A 23,884-nucleotide genomic window follows, 5' to 3' on the forward strand; every position below is an offset into this window, starting at 1 on the left:
GGCGAGGTTGACCACGGCGCAACCGGCCTGAACCAAGCTGGCGACAGTGCCGCAGATCTGGGCCGAGTCGACGACGGTTCAGCCGAGCGAACCGGCCGCCGATCGAACAGAGCCGACCAGGTCAGCCAAACCGTGCCGCAGTGGACTGAACCACCGCACAGGCGCGCGCCCGAATCGAGGCCATCCGGCAGGGCGGAGCGCGGCGACGGGGACCTTCCCGCCCGGGAGGTCCCCGTTCTGCCGTCCGTCACACACCGTGCGCGGGTACGGCCGAACGAGTGAAGATCAGGCAGCGGCGGTGACCGACAGCGCGGCCACTCCGGCCTCGGTCAGCTCAGCGGGAACGCGTCCGGCGGCAGCGGCACCGGTGCCCGGGCGGACGTAGCCGCCCTTGGCGAGCGCGTGTGCGGTCATCTGGTCGCAGCAAGCGAAACCGTCGACGAACAGGTCGGGCTCGCAGCTGGTGGACATCTCCGCGCGCTGCTGCGCGACCGCCTTGAGCATGGCCATCGCGCGATGGGTCAGCTCGACGGTCACCCCTTCTGCACCGGACACCGGGATCGCCTTCTTCCTCGTGGGCTACTTACTCAACGTTATCGCCGATTGGGCCGAATGTGTTAACAGCCACACTGTAGCGGTTCGGGAATGTGACGATGCCTAGACCTGTTCGGTTCCCGCCAGGCGAGACTCGAGCGTCCGAGCCCACTCGCGCACGATCTGTTCGCGGCGGCGGGTGTCGTCGGTGAGGAGGTTGGCGAGGCCGAGGCCGCGCCCGAGGTCGAGAGTGGCCTGGACCAGTTCGCGCACGCCCGGCTGGGCTTCGTCGACGCCGAGCAACTCGACCGCGACCCGGTGCGCCTCCCGCCCGACGCGCGCCTCCAGCGGAACAAGCACGTCGCGCAACTGATCATCAGTCGACGCGACGGCCCACAGCTGCAACGCCGCACGGAACATCGGCCCGGTGTAGAGGGTCAGCAGCATCTCGACGACCCACTCGATCCGCGAGGAACCGCCCGGCGACCCGGCCGCGCGCATGCGCAGTTCGTCCAGCTGAGCCTCGCCGAGCAACTCGACCGCCGCCGCGACCAGCGACTCTCGAGTCGGAAAGTGATGTTGCGCGGCGCCCCGGGAAACGCCAGCCCGCTCCGCGATGACCGCGACGGTGACCCCGTGCCAGCCCCGCTCCCCAATGCAGTCCATCGCGGCTTCGATCAGCCGCCGCCGCGTAGTGCGGCTGCGTTCTTGCTGCGGTTCGCGGAGCATCAGCCGTCACCTCGCCCGGCCGGTCCGCTCCCAGAAAAGGCCGTGAGGGGAACCCTGAGGGAGTCTGATTCCCTCAGGGTTCCCCTCACGGACCTCCGGACAGGCCCGCGCCGGGTGCCCGGCCACAGCTCGCGGCCGGGCGTCCAGTAGCCGACGCACCTCATGACTTCACCACTGCTCAGTACGACTTCGGCAGCCCAAGGCTGTGCTGCCCCACGAAATTCAGCACCATTTCCCGGCTCACCGGCGCGATCCGGCCCAACCGCACGGCGGTCACGAGGCTTCCCAGGCCGTATTCGGTCGCCAGGCCGTTCCCGCCATGAGTCTGCACCGCCTGGTCGACCGCGCGGATCGCTACCTCCGCCGCCGCATACTTCGCCATGTTCGCGGACTCTCCGGAGGCGAAATCGTCGCCCGCGTCGTACAGCGAAGCGGCCTTCTGCGTCATCAGTTTCGCCAGCTCAAGCTCGATTTTCACCTGCGCAAGCGGATGCGCCAGCCCCTGATGCGACCCGATCGGCGCGCCCCACACCTGCCGTTCGTTGGCGTACCCGACGGCCTTGTCCAGCGCGTACCGAGCGGTGCCCAGCGAGAACGACGCACCCATGATCCGTTCCGGGTTCAGGCCCGCGAACAGCTGCGCGATCGCCGCGTCCTCCTCGCCCACCAGAGCTTCCGCGGGCAGCCGCACGTCGTCCAGGAACAGCGAGAACTGGTTTTCCGGCGCGACGATGTCCATGTCGATCTTGGTGAATTCGAACCCGGGCGTGTCCGTCGGCACCACGAACAGCGCGGGCTTCAGCCGCCCGGTCTTCGCGTCCTCGGTGCGGCCGACGACGAGCACCGCGTCCGCCTCGTCGACCCCGGAGATGAACACCTTGCGGCCGGACAGCACCCAGTCGCCACCGTCCCGGCGGGCGGTCGTCGTGATCTTGTGCGAGTTGGATCCGGCGTCCGGTTCGGTGATCGCGAAGACGATCTTCTTGCTGCCGTCCGCGATTCCCGGCAGCCACTGCTTCTTCTGGTCCGGCGTGCCGAACCGCGACAACACCGTCCCGACGATCGCCGGCGACACCACCATCAGCAGCAGCGGCGAGCCCGCGGCGGCGAATTCCTCCAGCACCGCGGCGAGATCCGCGATCCCCGCTCCCCCGCCGCCGTATTCCTCCGGCAGGTTCACACCCAGGTAGCCGAGCCGTCCGGCCTCGTCCCACAGCTCGTCGGTCTTTTCGCCCGCACGGGCCTTCTTCGCGTAATACTCGTGCCCGTACTTGCCCGCCAGATCGGCCGCGGCCTTCCGCAGCGCCACCCGCTCTTCCGGCTCGACGAAGTTCATCGCGTTCATTCGGTCTCTCCCACCACAGCCAGCACCGCGCCTACCTCGACCTGTTGCCCGACCTCGACCGGCAGTTCGGCGACCACGCCGTCCGCCGGGGCCGAGATCCGGTGTTCCATCTTCATCGCTTCCAGCCACAGCAACGGATCGCCCGTCCGCACACTGTCCCCTTCGGACACTGCGAGCCGGACGACCGTGCCCGGCATCGGCGCGAGCAACGACCCTGCCGCCAGTGCCGCATCGGGATCGGCGAACCGCGGCTCGACGGTCAGCGCCACCGAACCCAGCGGAGAATCCACATAGGACACCGAACCGTGCCGGGCCACGGCGAAGGTCCGGCGGACTCCGGCGAGGTCGAAGACCACCTGATCCGGCGTCGCGGCGACCAAGGCGACATCGTCGTAGCCCTCGGCTCGCAGACCGTCGCGGGTCAGCGAGTAGACAACCTCGTAACGGTTGTCTCCCTTGGTAAACACCTTGCGCTGACCGGCGGAGCGGACGTTGCGCCAACCGCTCGGCAACCGCCCCAGAGTCGTCGCACTAGCGCGGTTCCCGGCGGCATCCGCGAGCGCGGCGGCCAAAGCAGACCAGCGTTCGGTGTCCACAGTGGCCAGCGGCGCGGCCAAAGTGTCCAGTCCATGCCGATCGAAGAACGCGGTATCCGTTTCTCCGGCGAGGAAAGCCTCGTGCCGCAGAATCCGGACCAGCAGGTCGCGGTTGGTCACCACACCGTGGATCTTCGCGCCAGCCAAAGCACCGGCGAGTCGGCGCGCGGCTTCGGCCCGCGTCGGTGCCCACGTGATGACTTTCGCCAGCATCGGGTCGTAGTGGACGCCGATCACCGAGCCGGACTCCACACCGGAATCCAGGCGCAGACCGGATCCTTGGGTGAATTCGCGGTCCACTCCGGACACTTCAAAAGTATGCAGCGTCCCGCTCTGCGGCTGCCATCCGGCCGACGGGTCTTCCGCGTACAGCCGGACCTCGATCGAATGTCCATGGGCAGCAGGTGGTTCGGCAGGCAACCGAGCGCCCTCGGCCACCGAAAGCTGCAACGCCACCAGGTCCAGCCCGGTGACGTTCTCCGTCACCGGATGCTCCACCTGAAGCCGCGTGTTCATCTCCAGGAAGTAGAACCGGGCGTCCGGCCCTGCGAGGAACTCGACGGTTCCCGCACCGACGTAGTCGATCGCCTGCGCGGCCTTGCGCGCCGCGTCGAACAGCTCAGTCCGCATGGCATCGTCCACAAAGGGCGATGGCGCTTCCTCGACCACCTTCTGGTGCCGACGCTGGATGGAGCACTCGCGCTCCCCCACCGCCCAGACCGTGCCGTGCGAGTCGGCGAGCACCTGGACCTCGATGTGCCGTCCGGTTTCGAGATACCGCTCGCAGAACACCGTAGGGTCGCCGAACGCCGAGCCCGCTTCCGCACGAGCGCTCTCGACGGCCTCGGCCAGCTCGTCCAGCGAGCGGACCACGCGCATGCCGCGACCGCCGCCGCCAGCGGAAGCCTTGACCAGCAACGGAAGATCGGCCTCGGTCACCGCCGACGGGTCCAATTCGGACAGCACCGGTACCCCGGCCGCAGCCATCAGCCGTTTCGACTCCACTTTGGAGCCCATAGTCTCGATCGCCGCGGGCGGCGGACCGATCCAGGTCAGTCCGGCGTCGAGCACCGCTCGCGCGAAACCGGCGTTCTCGGACAGGAAACCGTATCCGGGATGGATCGCGTCGGCTCCGGCGTCCGCCGCGGCTTTGACGAGCAGTTCGCCGCGCAGATACGTCTCGCCCGGCGCGTTGCCCGGCAGCCGGACAGCGACGTCGGCCTCCCGCGCGTGCGGGGAATCGGCGTCCGCGTCGGAGAACACCGCGACCGTGCCGATTCCGGCGTCCCGGCAGCTGCGGAACACCCGGCGGGCGATTTCGCCCCGGTTGGCGACCAGCAGATTCTGGATCATGGCCCTCACATCCGGAAGACGCCGAAGCCGCCTTCGACGCCCTTGACTGGTCCGTTGTGGATCGCCGACAGGCTCAGCCCGAGCACCGTGCGGGTGTCGCGCGGGTCGATGATGCCGTCGTCGTAAAGCATGCCGGAGAGGAACATCGGCATCGATTCCGCCTCGATCTGGTTCTCGACCATGGCGCGCATCGCGGCGTCGTTTTCCTCGCTGTACTCCTGGCCCCGGCTCGCCGCAGCGGCACGGGCCACAATGGACAGCACCCCGGCCAGCTGCGCCGGTCCCATCACCGCGGACTTCGCGCTCGGCCACGCGAACAGGAACCGCGGATCGTAGGCCCGGCCGCACATTCCGTAATGCCCGGCCCCGTAGGACGCTCCCATGAGGACGGACAGGTGCGGCACCTTCGAGTTCGACACCGCGTTGATCATCAGCGCGCCGTGCTTGATGATGCCGCTCTGCTCGTATTCCTTGCCGACCATGTAGCCGGTCGTGTTGTGCAGGAACACCAGCGGCGTGTCGATCTGGTTGGCCAACTGGATGAACTGCGCGGCCTTCTGCGATTCCTCGCCGAACAGCACGCCTTGCGCGTTGGCCAGGATTCCGACCGGATAGCCGTGGATGCTCGCCCATCCGGTGACCAGGCTCGGCCCGTACAGCGGCTTGAACTCGTCGAAGTCCGAACCGTCCACGACGCGCGCGATCACCTCGCGCGGGTCGAACGGGACCTTCAGGTCGGTCGGCACGATGCCCAGCAGGTCTTCGGGGTCGAACACCGGCTCGGCGTAGTCCGGTTTGGCCGCCGGACCCTGTTTGGTCCAGTTGAGCCGCTTGATGATGCTCCGTCCGAGGCGGATCGCGTCCTCCTCGTCGACGGCGAGGTAATCGGCGAGCCCCGATGTCCGCGCGTGCATTTCCGCGCCGCCGAGGGATTCGTCGTCGGATTCCTCGCCGGTCGCCATCTTGACCAGCGGCGGGCCGCCGAGGAACACCTTCGCGCGTTCCTTCACCATCACGACGTAATCGGACATGCCGGGCAGGTACGCGCCGCCTGCGGTCGAGTTGCCGAACACCAGCGCGACGGTCGGCACCTTCGCCGCCGACGACCGCGTCAGATCGCGGAAGACCCGGCCGCCGGGAATGAAGATTTCCTTCTGCGTCGGCAAATCCGCGCCGCCGGACTCGACCAGGTTGATCACCGGAAGCCGGTTCTGCGCCGCGATGTCGGCCGCCCGGAACGACTTCTTCGTGGTCCACGGATTGCTCGCGCCGCCCTTGACCGTCGGGTCGCTGGCCGAGATCAGGCATTCGACGCCTTCCACGACGCCGATCCCGGTGATCACGCTCGCGCCGACCCGGTAGTCCGAACCCCACGCGGCCAGCGGCGACAGCTCCAGGAACGGCGAATCCTCGTCCAGGAGCAGTTCGATCCGTTCGCGCGCCAGCAATTTCCCGCGCTTGCGATGCCGTTCGACGTACTTTTCCCCGCCGCCGGCGACCGCTTTGGCCTGCTCGGCGTCGATCTCCGCGAGCTTCTCCAGCATCGCCTCGCGGTTCGCGGCGAACTCGTCGGCCCGAGTGTCCACTGTGGACCTGATAGTGGTCATGCGGTGTATCCCAATCGCTTCGCGGCCAGTCCGGTCAGGATTTCGGTGGTGCCGCCGCCGATGCCGAGAATGCGGACGTCGCGGTAGTGCCGTTCCACTTCGGCCTCGCGCATGTAGCCGAGCCCGCCGTGCAGCTGCACCGCCTCGTTCACGACCCATTCAGCGGTCTGCACCGCGGTGTTCTTCGCGAAACACGCCTCGGCGATCACTTCTTCGCCGGACACGTGCCGGATCGCAATCTGCCGGGCATACGTCCGGGCGACGTCGACCTTGCAGGCCATCTCGGTGAGCTTGTGCTGCACGACCTGCCGCGAAATCAGCGGACGCCCGAACGTCTCGCGCATCCGGCACCAGTCCAGCGTCAAATCCAGTGCCCGCTGCGCGTGCGCATACGCTTGCACCGCCAGCGAAAGCCGTTCGGTCACGAACTGCGTGGCCACCTGAGCGAACCCGCTGTTCTCCGCGCCGATCAAGTTCTCCGCCGGGACACGAACGTCCACATAAGACAATTCCGCGGTGTCCGAGGCCGCCCAGCCCATCTTCTCCAGCTTGCGCGACACCGTGAACCCCGGCGTCCCGCGCTCGACCACGATCAGCGAAAGACCATGCGCGCCCGCTTCGCCGGTTCGGACCACAGTGGTCACAAAGTCCGCGCGACACCCGGAAGTGATGAACGTTTTGGCCCCGTTGACCACATACTCGTCACCCTCGCGCACCGCCGTGGTGCGGATCCCAGCAACATCGGAGCCGCCGTCCGGCTCAGTGACCGCCAGCGAGCCGATCTTCTCGCCTTCGAGAGTCGGCCGCACCCAGCGTTCGATCTGCACCGGGTCGCCGGCCTCGACAATGTGTGGCACCGCGATCCCGCAGGTGAACAGCGAAGCGAAGAGCCCGCCGGACCCGCCCGCGTAGTGCATTTCCTCGGCGACCACGAGCGCGTCGAGGTAATTGCCGTCGCCGCCGCCCGCGGATTCGGGGAACGCGACCCCGAGCAGGCCCAGCTGTCCCGCCTTGCGATGCAGGTCGCGCGGCAGTTCCCCGGCCCGCTCCCAGTCGTCGAGATGCGGCAGCACGTCCTTCTCCACGAACCGGCGCACCGTCGCGCGCAGTTCGGTGCGTTCCGGCGTGCGGAACGGATCCACGGTCACAGCAGCGCCTCCGGGACGTCGAGTTCGCGCGCCCGCAGCCATTCGCCGAGCGCCTTCGCCTGGGGATCGAACCTGGCCTGCGAAGCGACGCCGTCGCCGAGAATGCCCTCGACCACGAAGTTCATCGCCCACAGGTTCGGCAGCAGATGCCGGGTGACCGGCAGTCCTTCGGTTTCCGGCAGCAACCGGCGGAATTCCCCGACGGTCAGCCGGTGCACGAGCCAGCGCCACGCTTCCTCGGACCGCACCCACACACCGAGGTTCGCATTGCCGCCCTTGTCGCCGCTGCGCGCTCCGGCGACCAGACCAAGCGGGACCCGCCGCACCTTGTCCGCCTGCAACGGTTCCGGCAACGCTGGTTCGTCCGCTTCGGACAACTCAAGCGTCTCCGAGGCGGGCGCGATGTCCACCTTGGACCCGTCCGGCAGCACCGCGACATGCGGGACCGCGCCAGCGTCCACAAAGGCCGCCGAGTAAACCCCGAACGGCGACGCGTCCGAAGGCGGTGCGGTCACGTGGAATCCCGGGTAGCTCGCGAGTGCAAGCTCGATCGCCGCGCCGCTGAATGCGCGCCCGGCAATCTTCGGATCGTTGTCCTTCACCGCGACATGCAGCAGCGCACTGGCGCGTTCCTCGGTGTCCGCGTCCGCGTGATCCGTGCGAGCGAGCGTCCACCGGACGTCGGCTGGCGGACGCTTCGCCAGCGCGCCTTCCAGCTGTTCCCGCACCAGCGCGGCTTTCTGCTCGATGTCCAGTCCGGTAAGGACGAACGTCGTCTCATTCCGGAACCCGCCGAGCCGGTTGAGGCACACCTTCAACGTCGTCGGCGGCGCTTCCCCGCGCACCCCGCTGATCCGCACCCGATCCGGCCCGTCGTCCGAAAGCGACAGTGCGTCGAACCGTGCCGTCACATCAGGATTCGCATACCGCGCACCGGTGATCTCATACAACAGCTGCGCCGTGACAGTTCCGGTATTGACCACGCCACCGGTCCCCGGATGCTTCGTGATCACACTGGACCCGTCCGCGTGGATCTCCGCGAGCGGGAATCCCGGCACACCGATCGGCTGCTCACGGAAGAACGAGTAGTTGCCGCCGGTCGCCTGCGCGCCGCATTCGATCACGTGGCCCGCCGCGACCGCTCCAGCGAGCGCGTCGTAGTCGTCGCGGGCCCAGCCGAAGTGCGCCGCCGCGGGTCCGACGATCACCGACGCGTCCGTGACCCGCCCGGTCACCACCACGTCCGCACCGGCCTTGAGGCATTCCGCGATCCCCCACGCGCCGAGATAAGCGTTGGCAGTCAACGGACTCTCGAAGCCGAACTCGTCCGCACGCGCGATCAGATCGTCGCCTTCGACGTGCGCGACGCGGACATCGAGACCGAGCTTCGCGGCCAGCTCCCGCAACGCGTCGGCGAGCCCGGCCGGGTTGAGCCCGCCCGCGTTCGCGACGATCCGGACGCCCTTTTCCTTAGCCAGCCCGAGATTCTCCTCCATCTGCCGGAGGAACGTCTTGGCGTAGCCGCGCGCCGGGTCCTTCATCCGGTCGCGGCCGAGGATGAGCATGGTCAGCTCGGCGAGATAGTCACCGGTCAGGACGTCCAGCGGGCCGCCGGTCAGCATCTCGCGCACGGCGGAGAACCGGTCGCCGTAAAACCCGGACGCGTTCCCGACGCGCAACGGCGCGCTCACGCGAACTGCCCCGGCTTGCGTCCCGCTCCGGGCGGCCCGGCGAACGCCTGCGCGATGCCCAGCCATTCCTCGACATCCGCGCCAGTCGCGACCAAATCAGTGTCCGCCGGATGCCGCCGCTGTGTCGCGACCAGACAGAAGTCGAGCGCGCTGCCGGTGAGCCGCTGCTCCGCGTCCTCTGGCCCGAATGCCCACGTGCTGCCGTCCGGCGCGACCAGCTCGACCCGGAATTCTTCGGTCGGCGGCGCGAGCGAGTGCAGTTTGTACGCGAAATCGCGCGTCCGCGTGCCGAACCGGGCGATGTGCCACAGCCGTTCGGTGGGCTCGCGCGTGACGCCGAGCGCGTCGGCGATGTCCTGACCGTGCGCCCAGGTCTCCATCATCCGCGCGGTCGCCATGGATGCCGCACTCATCGGCGGGCCGTACCAAGGAAGTTTCTGCCCCTCCGGCACCGCGGCGAGCGCTTCAGCAAGCGCGGCTCGTCCGGCTCGCCACTGCGCCAGCAGCTCGTCCGGGGGCAGCTGAGCGCCTTCCTCGGCACCCGCGTCGACGTAGTTTTCGCCGATGCTCAACAGGTTTTCGACCTCGGACTGCCAGTCCTCCGGCCGGCTCGCGGAGATCAGCGATTTGCCGTCGGTCCACGCCAGATGCGCGACCTGATGCGCGATGCTCCAGCCGGGCGCCGGCGTCGGCCGCGCCCACCCGTCCGCGGGCAACCCGGCGACCAGGTCGTCGACCGCCTGCGATTCGGCCGCGAGATCCCGGAGGATCCCCGCGAGATCAGCCATTCCTGCGCCTCCCTGCGTCCGCCGCACCACCTCGTGCGGACCCAGCGTGGACCCTGGCCCCGGAAAAATCAAGCGCGCCTGATTGTTTTTGCTCCGGCCGCGTGCCGTGAAGGACTCCTTGAGGGAATCAGATTCCCTCAAGGAGTCCTTCACGGACCTCAGTCAGCCGTGCGCGGTGTCGATGACGCAGAACCGGTTGCCTTCCGGATCCGCGAGGACCACGAAGTCCGGATCCGGCGGGTAGTGCGGCCAGTCCACCTGCCGCGCCCCCAGCCCCACCAGCCGAGAGACCTCCGCCGCCTGGTCCGCGGCATCCCCGGCGTACAGGTCCAGATGCACCCGCGGGACCTCCTGCACCGGCGCCGAACTCCGCTGGAACGCCACCCCCGGCCCCGCGCCGTCCGGAGGCAACAGCACCACGAAATCCTTGGCGTCGTCCCGCCGCGCGTACCCCAGCGCGTCGCTCCAGAACGAGACCGCGCGCTCCATGTCCTCGACTCCCAGCACCACCGTGCCCACCTTCAGCATGATCCGAGCATGCCCCGGCCACGATCGCCCAACCGTTATTGACACATTGAAAACAAGGCGCCGGCGCCCTACCGTCCTCCCATGGACTCCTACGCGGAGATCGTCTGCGACGTCGCCGGCAAGGTCGCGACCGTCCTGCTCGACCGGCCCGAGGCCCGCAACGGCTACACGACCCGGATGGCCGACGAACTCGCCCATGCCCTCGACCGCGCCGACCGGGACGAGAACATCCGCGCGGTCGTGCTCGGAACCACCGGCAAGGACTTCTCCGTCGGAGCCGACCTCTCGTCCGGCGGGTTCGACTTCGGCGACCGCCCGCCGGACGACTGGCAGGAACCCGCGGGCCGCGTCTCGAAGCGGATCTTCACCATGAACAAGCCGGTGCTCGCCGCGCTGCGCGGGGCGTCGGTCGGCGCGGGCATCACCATCACGCTGTCCTGCGACTACCGGTTCGCCTCCGCTGATTCCAAGTTCGGCTTCGTCTTCACCCGCCGCGGGATCTACCCCGAGGGCGCGTCCGCGTGGTTCCTCCCCCGGCTCGTCGGGATGGGCGCGGCCGTCGACTGGATGGTCAGCGGACGGCTCTTCGGCCCCGAGGAAGCGCTCCAAACCGGGCTCGTTCACCGGATCCACGAGCCCGAAGACGTCCTGAGCCAGGCCCAAGAAAAGGCCCGAGAAATCGCCGAGACCACCGCACCCGTCGCGGTCGCGGTCACCCGCCAGCTGCTCTACCGGATGGCCTCGGCCCCGTCGCCGTTCGACGTCCACCAGGTGGACTCGAAGCTCATCTCCCAGCTCGGCTCGAACCCCGACGCCGTCGAAGGCATCGCCTCGTTCTTCCAGAAACGCCCGCCCGAGTTCCCGTTGCGCGTGGACCGAGATCTGCCGCCGTACCTGCCGTGGACCAGCGAATGACCGAGTACCCGCCCGAACCGTGGCATCTCGCCGCCGACGCCTGCATCTCCATCTGGCGCGTGCCGATCGACGAACTGCCCGCGCTGCCCACCGGTGCCGAGCCGCTGCTCCTCAACAACCAGGCCGCCGTCTTCACCGCCTGGATCGACTACCTCCCGTCCGGTCAGTTGAGCTACCACGAACTCCTCTCCTGCGTCGCCGTGCGCGGCCGCGGGCTCGCCGCGTCGATCACCGACATCTGGGTCGACAGCGAGGTCTCGCGCGCGGGCGGGCGCGAACTGTGGGGCATTCCGAAGGACCTGGCGGCCTTCACCTTCACCGGCGGGCGCACCTTCACCGCCGCGACCTCCGACGACTGGATCGCCACCGCCGCCTTCACCCCGCGCGTCGGACTCCCGATCACACTCCCGGTACGCTTCGAGATCGCTCAAGCCCGAAACGGCAGCCCGCTGCGTAGCCCGGTCGAGTGGCGCGCGAAACCCCGCGCGGCGGCCGCGGACTGGTCGGTCAACCCGGCCGGGCCGCTGGGCTACCTGGCCGGGAAACGGCCCGTGGCCAGTGCGGCACTGGGCGCCACGAAGCTCCGTTTCGGATCTTGCCCTCGGTGATCGGATAACCCGCCAGGGTGAGAGTGACACGCCATACCTTGGGGCCCGTGCGAGCTTGAACCCCAAGATGTAGTCTCTGGGAACCGGCAGCCCCCAGCGACGGGGAGACCGCTTGACGAGGGCGGCCGGGCTGTTTCGACGAAACCGCAGCGCATGGCCTTGACCGGCTGTGTGCCGCTCGAACGCGCCCATTTCGAGGAACTGTTGGAGACACGCATGTCAGTGGAAACCGGTCAGCGGCCGCCGTCGGCGGCGGAGGGGGCCCCGAGCGCGGTCCGCGTCATCCGGCGGGACGGAAGCGTCTCGCCCTTCGACGCGGGCAAGATCTCGGTGGCGCTGACCAAGGCCTTCCTCGCGGTCGAGGGCGGCGACGCCGCCGCGTCCTCCCGCGTGCACCACGTGGTCGCGGAGCTGACCGGGCAGGTCGAGGCGGCGCTGCTGCGCCACACCGGCCCGGAGACCGCGCTGCACATCGAGCAGATCCAGGACCAGGTCGAACTCGCCCTGATGCGCGGCGAGCACCACAAGGTCGCCCGCGCCTACGTCCTCTACCGCGACGAGCGCTCGAAGGCCCGCGAGGCCGCCGCGCCGGCGTCCGCTGAGGTCGCGTTGAGCGTCAAGGGCGCCGACGGAACGCTGCGCCCGCTCGACTGGGCCCGCGTGTCGCACGTCGTCGGCGAGGCCGTCGCCGGGCTCGAGGACGTGTCCGCCGAGCCGGTGCTGGCCGAGGCCAAGCGCAACCTCTACGACGGCATCACCGCCGACGAACTCGCGCTCGCGCAGATCATGGCCGCGCGCGTGCTCGTCGAGCAGGAGCCGAACTACTCGTTCGTGTCCGCCCGGCTGCTGCTGGACAAGCTGCGCGGCGAGGCGCTGAGTTACCTCGCGCAGAAGCCGCGGCAGGCCAGCCAGGACGAGATGACGAGCGAATACCCGGCGTACTTCCGCGCCTACCTGCGCCGCGCGGTCGAGCTGGAACTGGTCGACGGCGAGCTGCTGGGCTTCGATCTGGACAAGATCACCGCCGCCATTCACGCCGAGCGCGACCTCGACTTCGGCTTCCTCGGCCTGCAGACGCTGTACGACCGGTACTTCCAGCACCACAACGGCGTCCGGTTCGAGCTGCCGCAGGCGTTCTTCATGCGCGTCGCGATGGGCCTGGCGATCCGCGAGGACAACCGCGAAGCCCGCGCCATCGAGTTCTACGAACTGCTGTCGACGTTCCACTTCATGGCGTCCACCCCGACGCTGTTCAACAGCGGCACCAACCGCGCCCAGCTGTCGTCCTGCTTCCTGACCACCGTGGACGACGACCTGGACTCGATTTTCCAGGCGTACAAGAACAACGCGCTGCTCGCCAAGTACTCCGGCGGCCTCGGCAACGACTGGACCCCGGTCCGCGGCCTCGGCGCGCACATCAAGGGCACCAACGGCCAGTCCCAGGGCGTCGTGCCGTTCCTGAAGATCGCCAACGACACCGCGGTCGCGGTCAACCAGGGCGGCAAGCGCAAGGGCGCGGCCTGCGCGTACCTGGAGACCTGGCACGTCGACATCGAGGAATTCCTCGACCTGCGCAAGAACACCGGCGACGACCGGCGCCGCACGCACGACATGAACACCGCCAACTGGGTCCCGGACGAGTTCCTGCGCCGCGTCGAGGCGAACGCCGAGTGGACGCTGTTCTCGCCGAACGAGACGCCGGACCTGCACGACCTGTACGGCAACGCGTTCGCGCAGCGCTACCGCGAGTACGAGGCGGCCGCCGCGCGCGGCGAGATCAAGGTGTTCCGCAAGGTCCGCGCGGTCGAACTGTGGCGGCGGATGCTGACCATGCTGTTCGAGACCGGCCACCCGTGGATCACCTTCAAGGACCCGTGCAACCTGCGCTCGCCGCAGCAGCACGTCGGCGTCGTGCACTCGTCCAACCTGTGCACCGAGATCACGCTGAACACGAACACCGAAGAGGTCGCGGTCTGCAACCTCGGCTCGGTGAACCTGCTCAAGCACGTCACCCCCTCCGGTTTGGACACTGAGCGGCTCGAGAAGACCGTGCGCACCGCGGTGCGCATGCTCGACAACGTGATCGACATCAACTTCTACACGATCCCGGAGGCGCGCCGTTCCAACCTGCGCCACCGTCCGGTCGGCCTGGGCATCATGGGCTTCCAGGACGCGCTGTTCGAGCTGGGCGTGCCGTTCGCGTCCGCCGACGCGGTGAAGTTCGCCGACACTTCGATGGAGCACCTCTCCTACTACGCGATCTCGGCCTCGACCGATCTCGCGCAGGAGCGCGGCCAGTACCAGACGTTCGAGGGTTCCTTGTGGAGCAAGGGAATCCTGCCGATCGACTCGATGCAGCTGCTCATCGACGCGCGTCAGGGCGACGGCCTCGACGTCGACACCTCCACGACGCTGGACTGGGCCCCGCTGCGCGAGCGCGTCAAGACCGTCGGCATGCGCAACTCCAACGTGATGGCGATCGCGCCGACCGCGACGATCTCCAACATCTCCGGCGTCGGCCAGTCGATCGAGCCGCTGTTCCAGAACCTGTACGTCAAGTCGAACATGTCCGGCGACTTCACCGTCGTCAACCCGCACCTGGTCAAGAGCCTCAAGGCGCGCGGCCTGTGGGACGAGGTCATGGTCAGCGACCTGAAGTACTTCGACGGCAGCCTCGGCCAGATCGACCGGGTCCCGGACGACCTGAAGGCGCTGTACGCGACGGCCTTCGAGATCGAGTCGAAGTGGATCGTGGACGCCGGTTCGGTGCGCCAGAAGTGGATCGACCAGGCCCAGTCGCTGAACCTGTACATCGCGGCGCCGAGCGGGCGCAAGCTCGACGAGCTGTACCGCTACGCCTGGCACAAGGGCCTCAAGACCACGTACTACCTGCGGGCGCAGTCCGCGACGCACGTGGAGAAGAGCACCCTGCGCGGCACCGACGGCAAGCTGAACGCCGTCTCCGCCACTCCGGCTCCGGCCGCTCCGGCTGCCGCTGCTCCCGCTGCCACGCCGTCGCCGTCGCCGTCCGCCGCGGTTCCGGCCGCCTCCCCCGCGCCGTCGCCTGCCGCGGCTGTTCCCGCGGAGCCGAAGGAGATGCCGAAGACCGACGTCGACTTCGTCGCCACCGAGGGCGCTGCCTGCCGGATCGACGACCCCGACTGCGAAGCCTGCCAGTAAGGAATCCCTGAACCATGACGAACGTGGAAACGACGGACGCGACCGGCCTCGGCGAGATCGAGGTCGGCGCGGCCCGGATCAACGTCGACGACAAGCGCATGATCAACGCGCGCGCCGACGTCAACCAGCTGCTGCCGATGAAGTACCGGTGGGCCTGGGACAAGTACCTCGCGGCGTGCAACAACCACTGGATGCCGACCGAGGTCGCGATGCAGGCCGACATCGCGCTGTGGAAGTCGCCGGACGGCCTCACCGAGGACGAGCGGCAGATGCTCAAGCGCAACCTCGGCTTCTTCGCGACGGCGGAGTCGTTGGTGGCCAACAACATCGTGCTCGCGGTGTACCGGCAGATCACCAACCCGGAGTGCCGCCAGTACCTGCTGCGCCAGGCCTTCGAGGAGGCCGTGCACACGCACACCTTCCAGTACATCTGCGAAAGCCTCGGCCTGGTCGAGGGCGAGCTGTTCAACATGTACCGCGAGGTCCCGTCCATTTCGGACAAGGACGCGTGGGCGCTGAAGTACACGCAGAACCTGGAGAACCCGGACTTCGAGACCGGCACGCCGGAGGCCGACCAGGCGTTCCTGCGCGACCTGGTGGCGTTCTACGTGATCTTCGAGGGCATGTGGTTCTACACCGGTTTCGCGCAGATCCTGTCGCTGGGCCGGCGGAACAAGATGGTCGGCATCGCCGAGCAGTACCAGTACATCCTGCGCGACGAGTCGATCCACCTGAACTTCGGCATCGACTGCATCAACCAGATCAAGATCGAGAACCCGCACCTCTGGACCGAAGAGTTCCAGGCCGAGGTGCGCGGAATGCTGCAGGACGCGTGCGAACTGGAAGTGAAGTACGCCCGCGACACCATGCCGCGCGGCATGCTCGGCCTGTCGGCTGACCTGTGCGAGCAGTACATGCACTTCATCACCGACCGCCGCGCCCAGCAGATCGGCCTGACCCCGATCTACGGCGAGAACGAAAACCCGTTCCCGTGGATGTCGGAGGCGATGGACTTGAAGAAGGAGAAGAACTTCTTCGAGACCCGCGTGATCGAGTACCAGTCAGGCGGCGCCCTGGACTGGGACTGAGCATCCCAACGCATTGAAGCTCGGCCGCGCCCTGACAAACCAGGGCGCGGCCGAGTTTTTTTAACCCGGCGACCCTCCCACACCCCGAGACACCCGCCTGCCTTGTGCCAAACCCGCTAGACTCGCCCACGCCACTGGTTCGCCAGGACGCACCCGCGTTCTGACGAGGCAACAGGGAACCCGGTGCGATTCCGGGACTGCCCCGCAGCGGTATGTGGGAACGAAAGCTGTCACCGCGAACGCGGTAAAGCACTGGGCACCGGCCCGGGAAGCGACAGCCAGTAGGCACGAGCGAGACGCCCACGAGTCCGAATACCTGCCACTGGCACGCACGCCGAGGGCGTGCGTGAGTCCGGGCCTCGCGGGAAGGGCGCCGACCGAAGCACAGCGTTAACGCGTGCCCGGACTCTTCCGGCGAGCACGTGAGGATGCATTGCTGTGAACACGATCGGCACCACCGTTCTCGGTTACCCGCGCATCGGCCCGGCCAGGGAACTGAAGCGAGCGCTCGAGGCCTACTGGGCAAGCACCAGCACCGAGAAAGAACTCCAGGCCACTGCCCGGCGACTGCGCGAACAAACCTGGACAACCCTGCGCGATCAAGGCCTGGACTCAATCCCGTCCAGCACTTTCTCCCTCTACGACCAGGTACTGGACACCACCGCGCTCTTCGGCGCACTGCCGGACCGCTTCACCTGCCTAGGCCTCTCGCCCCTGGACACCTACTTCGCCGCCGCCCGCGGAGTCCCGGACGCCCCCGCGCTGGAAATGACGAAATGGTTCGACACCAACTACCACTACCTCGTCCCGGAACTGGGCCCGAATTCCCGGTTCGCCCTCACCGGCGCCACCCCGATCGACGAGGTCCGCGAAGCCCGCGCCCTAGGCATCACGCCACGCCCGGCACTCGTCGGCCCAGTCACCTTCCTGTTGCTGGCCAAGGCGACCGAGCCCGGATTCACCCCGCTGGAACTGCTGGACGAACTGCTGCCCGCGTACGCCGAACTGTTGAGCAAACTGGCTGACGAGGGCGTCGAGTGGGTCCAGTTGGACGAACCGGCATTCGCCGCGGACCGAACGACCCCGGAGTTCAACGCGCTCACCCGTGCCTATCACTGGCTGGCCAAGGAAAAGCACCGACCCAAGCTGCTGGTGGCCGGGTACTTCGGCGGACTAGGTCGAGCACTGGGCGTACTGGCCCGCTCCCCCATCGAAGCAATAGCCGTCGACCTGGTCACCGATACGTCCTTTGTGGACAAAGTGGCCGCCGAAGGAGCGTTACGGGACAAGGAAGTACTCGCCGGAGTCGTAGACGGCCGAAACATCTGGCGAACCGATCCCGACGCAGCACTGGCCCGCGCCGCACAACTGAAAGCCACCGCAGCGCACGTGAGCATGTCGACGTCGTGCTCGCTGCTGCACGTCCCTTACGACGTGGAAGCAGAGAAAAACCTCAACCCACGCCTGAAGAACTGGCTCGCCTTCGCACGACAGAAAGTTGACGAGGTCGTCCTGCTCGGCCGAGCACTGAACGGCGAGACCGTCGACCTCGACCCAGCGCGAACCGCAGTCGCGGACAGGGCCGAAGCCGCGGAGTTGAACGACACCGCCGTCCGAGCCCGCGTCGCAGCGCTCCGACCGGAAGAAACCGTCCGCCCCCCATACGCACAACGCGCCGCAGCACAACAGAAATCCCTCAACCTGCCCCCGCTCCCGACCACCACCATCGGCTCCTTCCCGCAAACCGGCGAGGTCCGCCGAGCCCGAGCCGCCCACCGCGCGGGCAAACTCGACGACACCGGCTACCGGGCCGCGATGCGCACCGAGATCGAGCGGGTCGTGCGATTGCAGGAAGACCTGGGCCTGGACGTCCTCGTCCACGGAGAGCCCGAACGCAACGACATGGTCCAGTACTTCGCCGAACAGCTCACCGGATTCGCGGCGACGACGTCCGGCTGGGTCCAGTCGTACGGATCCCGTTGCGTCCGCCCGCCCGTCCTGTTCGGCGACGTCTCCCGGCCGAAGCCCATGACCGTCGAATGGACCCAGTACGCGCAAAGCCGCACCGACCGTCCGGTGAAAGGCATGCTGACCGGCCCAGTCACGATCCTGGCCTGGTCTTTCGTCCGCGACGACCAGCCACTGGCCGACACCGCACGCCAAGTCGCACTGGCCGTCCGCGACGAGGTCGCGGATCTGGTGGCCGCCGGAATCCGCATCGTGCAGGTCGACGAACCCGCGCTCCGCGAACTGCTTCCGCTGCACGCGGCAGACCGCGAAGCGTACTTCGGCTGGGCAGTGCCCGCGTTCCGCCTGGCCACCTCAGGCGCAGCGGAAGCCACGCAGATCCACACCCACATGTGCTACTCGGAATTCGGCGACGTACTGCCCGCGATCGACGCCCTGGACGCCGACGTCACCAGTATCGAAGCCGCCCGCTCAAAGATGGAAGTACTCGCCGACCTGAACGAAGCGGGCTTCGCCCGCGGTGTCGGCCCCGGCGTGTACGACATCCACTCGCCACGCGTGCCGGACCAAACCGAATTGACCAACCTGGTGCGCACGGCCCTCGGCGCAGTTCCGGCGGAACGCCTGTGGATCAATCCGGACTGCGGCCTGAAGACCCGCGACTACGCCGAGGTCGAGCCAGCGCTGCGGCATCTGGTCAGCGCGGCCCGGGAACTGCGCGCCGAACCTCGCTGACGCACGCGGTGCCGGGCGACCAGGACCCCGTCGCCCGGCACCGCCCCGAGGATCACCCGAACGGCAGCCTCGCCAGGTATTGTCACAACGTCAATAACAGAGGACCGTGGACGCGACCGATACCCTTGCCGGGAGGTGGTCGTCATGGCGGACGTGACCGGAAAAGCGGGAATCCTGACGACTGGCGGCGCGCTCGGCCGGGCCGCCCGGGTCGGCCCCGACGCACTCGGCACCCTCGCCCACGCCGGGAGCGACGGCGTCACGAGGCTGTCGGAAAACCTCCGCGGCCGAATGCCCCCGCTGACCGCGATCCCGTTGCCACGCAAGGTGGATGAACGCTGGCTCGGCGCGCGCTGGCCGGTCCGCGAACTCGCGGCTCCCCCGGCGGGCAGCGGCCTGAAACCCATCCTCGGCGACGACGGCCCACCCCTGATCGGCCACACCCTCGACGGGATGCGGTTCGGCCTCGACTTCAGCCTCCGCCGCTTCGAGCAGTTCGGCCCAGTCTCGTGGATGGGCGTGTTCGGCCAACGCATCGTGACGCTGTCCGGACCCGACGCCACCCAGACCGCCCTCGTCAACAAGGACAAAGCCTTCTCCCAGGAGGGCTGGAAGTTCTTCATCGAGCGATTCTTCGAACGCGGCCTCATGCTGCTCGACTTCGGCGAGCACCACCTGCACCGCCGCATCATGCAGGAGGCTTTCACCCGCGACCGGCTCCGCGGCTATGTCGCGCAGATGGGCCCGGCGCTGCGCGAAGGCGTCGCCGCGCTGCCGTCCGGCCGCCCCCAGCTGTATTGGGCGTTCAAACAGCTGACGCTGGACGTCGCGACGCAGGTTTTCATGGGCATGCGCTCCGCCGCCGACGCCGAGCGCATCAACCGCGCGTTCGTGGCCGCTGTGCGCGCCGGTACCGCCGTCGTGCGATATCCGGTGCCTGGCGGCCGCTGGGCCGCGGGTTTGCGCGGCAGGCGGACGCTGGAGCACTATTTCGGGGAGAACCTCGCGGCGAAGCGCGACGCGGACGGCGACGACCTGTTCTCCGCGCTCTGCCACGCGGCCTCCGAGGACGGCGACCGGTTCAGCGACGCCGACATCGTCAACCACATGATCTTCCTGATGATGGCCGCGCACGACACGACCACCATCACCGCCAGCGCGATGGCCTACTACCTCGCGAAGCACCCGGAATGGCAGGAGCGCGCCCGCGAGGAGTCGCTGCGCCTCGGCGACGACCTGCCGGACCTCGAAGCGCTGGAGAGCCTCGAAACGCTGGACCTCGTCATGAAAGAGGCGCTGCGGCTGCGCGCGCCGGTGCCGTCGCTCGCGCGAAAGACCACAAAGGACACTTCCGTCCTCGGCCACTACCTGCCGGAAGGCACGATGGTCGCGGTTTCGCCGACGCTGAACCACTACTCCCCCGAGCACTGGACCGATCCGCTGCGCTTCGACCCCGAGCGGTTCGGCCCGGACCGCCGCGAGGACAAATCGCACCGGTTCGCGTGGATGCCGTTCGGCGGCGGCGCGCACAAGTGCATCGGGCTGCAGTTCGGCGGCCTGGAGGTCAAGGCGCTCATGCACGAGCTGCTGCGGGCGCACCGCTGGTCGGTGCCCGAGGACTACGTCGCCAAGTGGGACTACGTCTCGCTTCCGGTGCCCGCCGACGGGCTCCCGGCCCGGCTGGCCTATCGTTGACGGCCGCCGAGCGGGACAGAAAGGTCGACAGCTGGAGACAAAACCGCAGTACAGGCCACCTTCGTGTACTCAAGGTGACTTGATGTCACCAGTTGTGTAGTGCCCATCACTCGTTCAGCCGGTAGACACCCTGTTAGCTCCGTGATGCCGTGGCATCACTTGCGGCCAACTCGTACCCAGTGTGGGTCTTCGGATCCTCCGCACCGGGCCTGAGCTGGTCTTTGTCCGCGTATGAAGAGGTGGAGAGTGCCGGAGCCTGGTGCCGCGCCAGGGTTGGTCGACGTCGCGCGCAAGTACGCGGCGGCGCTGACCGACACCAACGGAGTAACGCTCCCTCCCGCCGAGGTGGAGCGGATCCTGCTCGACTTCGCCGGCGAGGTCGCCGAGCGTCCCGAGGACGCCGGCGCCACGCGCCGGTTCACCGCGCTTTTCTCCTCCGCGCCGATCGGCATCGCGCTCACCGGCCCGGACGGAACCGTCGTCGAGGCGAACGCCGCGCTGGCCCGGCTGCTCGGCACGTCCGCGATCGAGTTGCGGGACAAGCACATCGCCGACCTCGGAGCCGGCCCGCAGGATTCCGTGCGGCTGCGCTCCGCGATCGAGGGCCTGCCGCTCACCGCCGACGGCCGCCGGAGCATCCAGAGCGTGCAGCTCGGCCACAGCCTCGACGGCGAGCTCACCACGAACGTCACGATCGCGACGCTGCCCGGCGACCGTCCCGGGACGTACTTCCCGGTGTTCATGGCGGCCGATGACGACGACCTGCACCTGCTCGGCGAACGGCTGCGCCACCAGAACCTGCACGACCCGCTCACCGGGCTGCCCAACAGCGCCGCGTTCACCACCCGGCTGGAAACCGTGCTCGGCTCGAGCGGCACCGACGAGATCGCCTTGCTGTACCTGGACATCGACGGGTTCAAGGTGATCAACGATGGGCTCGGCACCGGCATGGGCGACCTCGTGCTGAAGGCGATCTCACGGAAGCTGGAGGCGGTGTTCACCGGCCAGTACGACGGTTACGTCGCCCGGCTGTCCGGCGACGGGTTCGCCGTGATCCTGCGCGGGTCGGAGCTGAACTCGCAGAAGACGGTCGTGCTGGCCGACCAAGTGCTGGAAGAACTCAGCGAGCCGGTGTACGTCGACGGACACGGCATCGGCGTCAGCGCGAGCATCGGGATCGTCGTGCGCCCGGCGCACGAAAGCAGCCACAGCGAACTGCTGCGCGCGGCCGAGCTGGCGCTGCACCGTGCCAAAGAGGCGGGCAAGGCGCAGTGGATGGAGTACGACCCGCAGAAAGACAACGAGAACCGCAGCCGCTACCAGCTCGGTGCCGTGATCGCCGGTGCGCTGGAGAACGGCGAGTTCTCGCTGATCTACCAGCCGACGGTCAAGCTCGCGAAGCCGGACGAGATCGCCGCGGTGAACGCCGGTCTGCTCTGGAGCCATCCCGAACGCGGCGAACTCGGGCCCGAGGAATTCTACCCGCTCGCGCAGACCACCGGCATGACCGTGCCGCTCGGCAAATGGCTGCTGCAGGAATCGCTGGGCGCGACCGCGCGCTGGCGCGAACAGTACGGCCCCGCCGCGCCGGACGTCTGCATCCGGCTGCCGAAGCGCCTGGCCATCGACCAAGACCTGGTGCTGCTGGTCAAAGATCAGCTGGACCGGCACCGCCTGCCCGCCCGAGCACTGCGGCTGTGCACCGACCGCACGTCGATGTTCGGCGACGACGGCGAGGTGCTGGACTCGTTCACCGTGCTCGCCGACCTTGGCGCGCAGCTGGTGCTCACCATCTCCGGCTCGTCGGATCTGGAACTCATCCCGAGGTACGGGCTCCCGGTCAAGCACGTGATCCTCAGCGGCCCGGTCATCGACGCACTCGCCGGTCCGGACCCAGCGGATACCGACGTGCGGCATCTGTCGCAGCTGGTGACGCGGGCCAAGGAGCTTGGGCTGCGCATCGGGGCTGAGGGCGTGCGGGACGCTGACCACGCGGACCGGTTGCGGGAACAGGGAGTGCTGGCGGCTCGGGGTTCGTTCGTGGCAGAGTCCGCGACGGGTGACGAGGTCGATGAAATGATCGCCCGGCACGCCAGCTGACCAATCCGCCTCCGCGGCGGCTCCGAACTCCGGGCAAGACACCCTCTGGAAGGACCTCTCCGCGATGCAGCCTGGCGACCTCGCCCCCGACTTCACCCTCCCCGACGACCAGGGCGTCGAACGCACCCTCTCGGACCTCCTCGCCGACGGTCCGGTCGTGCTGTTCTTCTACCCCGCCGCGATGACGACCGGCTGCACCGCCGAAAGCTGCCACTTCCGGGACCTCGCCGCGGAATTCGCCGAGGCGGGCGCGCAGCGCGTCGGGATCAGCCCGGACGCGGTCGGGAAGCAGCGGGAGTTCTCCGAGAAGCACAGCTTCGACTACCCGCTGCTGTCCGATGTGGACGGTACGGTGGCGAAGCAGTTCGGCGTGTGGCGCAAAATCCTGCCCCTGCACACGAAACGGCAGACGTTCGTGATCGCGGAAGACCGGCGGGTCTTGGACGTGATCAAGAGTGAACTGAACTTCACAGCGCATGCGGATCGGGCGCTGAAGGTACTGCGGGAGCGCGCGGACGCCTGACCGGTGCCACCCGGAAATCCCGCCCTCAGCCGAGGATTTCCCCAATGTGGCATTGGGTGCATGCAACGCACCCAATGTGGCATTGGGTGCATGCAACGCACCCAATGTGGCATTGGGTGCGTGAGATGCACCCAATGCCACATTGGGGCGCTCTCAAACCCAGCGGCGCACGCGAAGCCGATGAGCCGGGCGCGCGAAGCGGACGCTCACACGGGCCGCTCGAGCCGCCAAACCACGTTCACCCCGCTGCAAGCCGACGGAAGCCGCCCCTCGGCCTTCTCCTCCCCCACCCGCGAAAACCCCAGCCGCTCCGGAACCGCGCCGCTGCGGGCATTCTCCGAATCGTGCTTGATCAACACAAAAGCAGCGTCCAGCTGCCAAGCCAGAGCCACCAGCAACGCACTCGCCCGCGTCACAAAACCCTTGCCAGTCTGGGTTTTCGTGAGCCAGTACCCGATCTCCCACCCGTCGCCACGGCGCATCAGCCCGCAACTGCCCGCCAGTTCGGAGTCCGGCGGGTAGATCGCGTAGTTGTATTCCTCGCCGCTCTCCCATTGCGAGGCCACGCGCGTCAAGAACTCGTCTCCCTTGGCCTCGTCGTAGCCGTCGATCGCCCACGGCATCCAGGCGGCCAGGTGGTCCAGGGATCCCACCACAGCAGCCACCTGCGCGTCCCGATGCTCCGAGCGCCAGCGAACCAGGGTGACTACACCGTCGGTGAGAGTGTCCATGCGACCCATCCTGACAGCAGAA

Annotated in this window: 18 protein-coding genes and 1 riboswitch; of the genes, 8 read left to right on the forward strand and 10 right to left on the reverse strand. The window is 68.1% G+C overall.

What is annotated here, in order from left to right:
* Positions 1-285: 285 nt before the first annotated feature.
* The 9 genes from AB5I40_RS12585 to AB5I40_RS12625 form a co-directional block, all read right to left on the reverse strand.
* Complete coding sequence (locus AB5I40_RS12585; protein ID WP_370938681.1) at positions 286-555, reverse strand: hypothetical protein; 270 nt, start codon at positions 553-555, stop codon at positions 286-288.
* 102 nt (positions 556-657) lie between these two features.
* A complete protein-coding gene (locus AB5I40_RS12590; protein ID WP_370938682.1) occupies positions 658-1,263 on the reverse strand; it encodes a TetR/AcrR family transcriptional regulator in 606 nt (201 codons plus the stop codon).
* Between the two features lie 178 nt (positions 1,264-1,441).
* Positions 1,442-2,608 (reverse strand): acyl-CoA dehydrogenase family protein, encoded by a 1,167-nt coding sequence (locus AB5I40_RS12595; protein ID WP_370938683.1) that lies wholly within the window; start codon positions 2,606-2,608, stop codon positions 1,442-1,444.
* Positions 2,605-4,557, reverse strand: coding sequence for a biotin carboxylase N-terminal domain-containing protein (locus AB5I40_RS12600; protein ID WP_370938684.1), 1,953 nt, complete (start codon positions 4,555-4,557; stop codon positions 2,605-2,607). Before AB5I40_RS12600 ends, AB5I40_RS12595 begins: the two co-directional genes overlap by 4 nt.
* A 5-nt stretch (positions 4,558-4,562) precedes the next feature.
* Entirely contained in the window at positions 4,563-6,164 is a 1,602-nt protein-coding gene (locus AB5I40_RS12605) for an acyl-CoA carboxylase subunit beta (RefSeq protein WP_370938685.1), read from the reverse strand.
* Positions 6,161-7,354 (reverse strand): acyl-CoA dehydrogenase family protein, encoded by a 1,194-nt coding sequence (locus tag AB5I40_RS12610; RefSeq protein ID WP_370938686.1) that lies wholly within the window; start codon positions 7,352-7,354, stop codon positions 6,161-6,163. Before AB5I40_RS12610 ends, AB5I40_RS12605 begins: the two co-directional genes overlap by 4 nt.
* The gene (locus tag AB5I40_RS12615) at positions 7,309-9,003 is read right to left on the reverse strand and encodes an acyclic terpene utilization AtuA family protein (RefSeq protein WP_370938688.1); all 1,695 of its coding nucleotides are present in this window, start codon (positions 9,001-9,003) and stop codon (positions 7,309-7,311) included. The genes AB5I40_RS12610 and AB5I40_RS12615 overlap by 46 nt, the downstream gene beginning before the upstream one ends.
* Positions 9,000-9,791 carry a TIGR03084 family metal-binding protein gene (locus AB5I40_RS12620; RefSeq protein ID WP_370938689.1) on the reverse strand — a complete coding sequence of 264 codons (792 nt, stop codon included), beginning with the start codon at positions 9,789-9,791 and terminating at the stop codon, positions 9,000-9,002. Before AB5I40_RS12620 ends, AB5I40_RS12615 begins: the two co-directional genes overlap by 4 nt.
* 162 nt (positions 9,792-9,953) lie before the next feature.
* Positions 9,954-10,319: a VOC family protein gene (locus AB5I40_RS12625; protein ID WP_370938690.1), complete on the reverse strand. Its 366-nt coding sequence runs from the start codon at positions 10,317-10,319 to the stop codon at positions 9,954-9,956.
* Between the two features lie 81 nt (positions 10,320-10,400).
* Between AB5I40_RS12625 and AB5I40_RS12630 the strand changes: the two genes are divergently transcribed.
* The 8 genes from AB5I40_RS12630 to AB5I40_RS12665 all read left to right on the forward strand — a co-directional run bounded on the left by AB5I40_RS12630 (position 10,401) and on the right by AB5I40_RS12665 (position 23,131).
* Positions 10,401-11,234 carry an enoyl-CoA hydratase-related protein gene (locus AB5I40_RS12630; protein ID WP_370938691.1) on the forward strand — a complete coding sequence of 278 codons (834 nt, stop codon included), beginning with the start codon at positions 10,401-10,403 and terminating at the stop codon, positions 11,232-11,234.
* On the forward strand, positions 11,231-11,842 hold the full coding sequence (locus AB5I40_RS12635; RefSeq protein ID WP_370938692.1) for an acetoacetate decarboxylase family protein: 612 nt from the start codon (positions 11,231-11,233) through the stop codon (positions 11,840-11,842). Before AB5I40_RS12630 ends, AB5I40_RS12635 begins: the two co-directional genes overlap by 4 nt.
* Before the next feature lie 216 nt (positions 11,843-12,058).
* The gene (locus AB5I40_RS12640) at positions 12,059-15,022 is read left to right on the forward strand and encodes a ribonucleoside-diphosphate reductase subunit alpha (protein ID WP_370938693.1); all 2,964 of its coding nucleotides are present in this window, start codon (positions 12,059-12,061) and stop codon (positions 15,020-15,022) included.
* A gap of 14 nt (positions 15,023-15,036) precedes the next feature.
* Positions 15,037-16,110 (forward strand): ribonucleotide-diphosphate reductase subunit beta, encoded by a 1,074-nt coding sequence (locus AB5I40_RS12645; protein ID WP_134663605.1) that lies wholly within the window; start codon positions 15,037-15,039, stop codon positions 16,108-16,110.
* Between the two features lie 118 nt (positions 16,111-16,228).
* Positions 16,229-16,449, forward strand: a riboswitch (cobalamin riboswitch).
* 99 nt (positions 16,450-16,548) lie between these two features.
* Positions 16,549-18,813, forward strand: a complete 2,265-nt coding sequence (gene metE / locus AB5I40_RS12650) for a 5-methyltetrahydropteroyltriglutamate--homocysteine S-methyltransferase (RefSeq protein ID WP_370938694.1) — start codon at positions 16,549-16,551, stop codon at positions 18,811-18,813.
* Positions 18,814-19,104: 291 nt separating this feature from the next.
* Positions 19,105-20,508, forward strand: a complete 1,404-nt coding sequence (locus tag AB5I40_RS12655; RefSeq protein WP_370940500.1) for a cytochrome P450 — start codon at positions 19,105-19,107, stop codon at positions 20,506-20,508.
* 246 nt (positions 20,509-20,754) lie between these two features.
* Positions 20,755-22,608: a diguanylate cyclase domain-containing protein gene (locus AB5I40_RS12660; protein ID WP_370938695.1), complete on the forward strand. Its 1,854-nt coding sequence runs from the start codon at positions 20,755-20,757 to the stop codon at positions 22,606-22,608.
* A 64-nt stretch (positions 22,609-22,672) separates the two neighbouring features.
* On the forward strand, positions 22,673-23,131 hold the full coding sequence (locus tag AB5I40_RS12665; protein WP_370938696.1) for a peroxiredoxin: 459 nt from the start codon (positions 22,673-22,675) through the stop codon (positions 23,129-23,131).
* A 206-nt stretch (positions 23,132-23,337) separates the two neighbouring features.
* On the opposite strand, the gene AB5I40_RS12670 is transcribed toward AB5I40_RS12665, so the two are convergent.
* Positions 23,338-23,862: a GNAT family N-acetyltransferase gene (locus AB5I40_RS12670; RefSeq protein ID WP_370938697.1), complete on the reverse strand. Its 525-nt coding sequence runs from the start codon at positions 23,860-23,862 to the stop codon at positions 23,338-23,340.
* Positions 23,863-23,884: the final 22 nt, after the last annotated feature.

Source organism: Amycolatopsis sp. cg13, from assembly GCF_041346965.1.
Classification (GTDB): Bacteria; Actinomycetota; Actinomycetes; order Mycobacteriales; family Pseudonocardiaceae; genus Amycolatopsis.

What these genes read in the sequence shown, in the direction of transcription:
- AB5I40_RS12610 (WP_370938686.1), bottom strand. Translation starts at nt 7,354, where the DNA reads ATGGCTGCGGGCGCGCGAACTCGACGTCCCGGAGGCGCTGCTGTGACC.
- AB5I40_RS12665 (WP_370938696.1), top strand. Translation starts at nt 22,673, where the DNA reads ATGCAGCCTGGCGACCTCGCCCCCGACTTCACCCTCCCCGACGACCAG.
- AB5I40_RS12640 (WP_370938693.1), top strand. Translation starts at nt 12,059, where the DNA reads ATGTCAGTGGAAACCGGTCAGCGGCCGCCGTCGGCGGCGGAGGGGGCC.
- AB5I40_RS12635 (WP_370938692.1), top strand. Translation starts at nt 11,231, where the DNA reads ATGACCGAGTACCCGCCCGAACCGTGGCATCTCGCCGCCGACGCCTGC.
- AB5I40_RS12625 (WP_370938690.1), bottom strand. Translation starts at nt 10,319, where the DNA reads ATGCTGAAGGTGGGCACGGTGGTGCTGGGAGTCGAGGACATGGAGCGC.
- AB5I40_RS12620 (WP_370938689.1), bottom strand. Translation starts at nt 9,791, where the DNA reads ATGGCTGATCTCGCGGGGATCCTCCGGGATCTCGCGGCCGAATCGCAG.
- AB5I40_RS12605 (WP_370938685.1), bottom strand. Translation starts at nt 6,164, where the DNA reads ATGACCACTATCAGGTCCACAGTGGACACTCGGGCCGACGAGTTCGCC.
- AB5I40_RS12595 (WP_370938683.1), bottom strand. Translation starts at nt 2,608, where the DNA reads ATGAACGCGATGAACTTCGTCGAGCCGGAAGAGCGGGTGGCGCTGCGG.
- AB5I40_RS12630 (WP_370938691.1), top strand. Translation starts at nt 10,401, where the DNA reads ATGGACTCCTACGCGGAGATCGTCTGCGACGTCGCCGGCAAGGTCGCG.
- AB5I40_RS12600 (WP_370938684.1), bottom strand. Translation starts at nt 4,557, where the DNA reads ATGATCCAGAATCTGCTGGTCGCCAACCGGGGCGAAATCGCCCGCCGG.
- AB5I40_RS12655 (WP_370940500.1), top strand. Translation starts at nt 19,105, where the DNA reads ATGCCCCCGCTGACCGCGATCCCGTTGCCACGCAAGGTGGATGAACGC.
- AB5I40_RS12645 (WP_134663605.1), top strand. Translation starts at nt 15,037, where the DNA reads ATGACGAACGTGGAAACGACGGACGCGACCGGCCTCGGCGAGATCGAG.
- AB5I40_RS12590 (WP_370938682.1), bottom strand. Translation starts at nt 1,263, where the DNA reads ATGCTCCGCGAACCGCAGCAAGAACGCAGCCGCACTACGCGGCGGCGG.
- AB5I40_RS12670 (WP_370938697.1), bottom strand. Translation starts at nt 23,862, where the DNA reads ATGGACACTCTCACCGACGGTGTAGTCACCCTGGTTCGCTGGCGCTCG.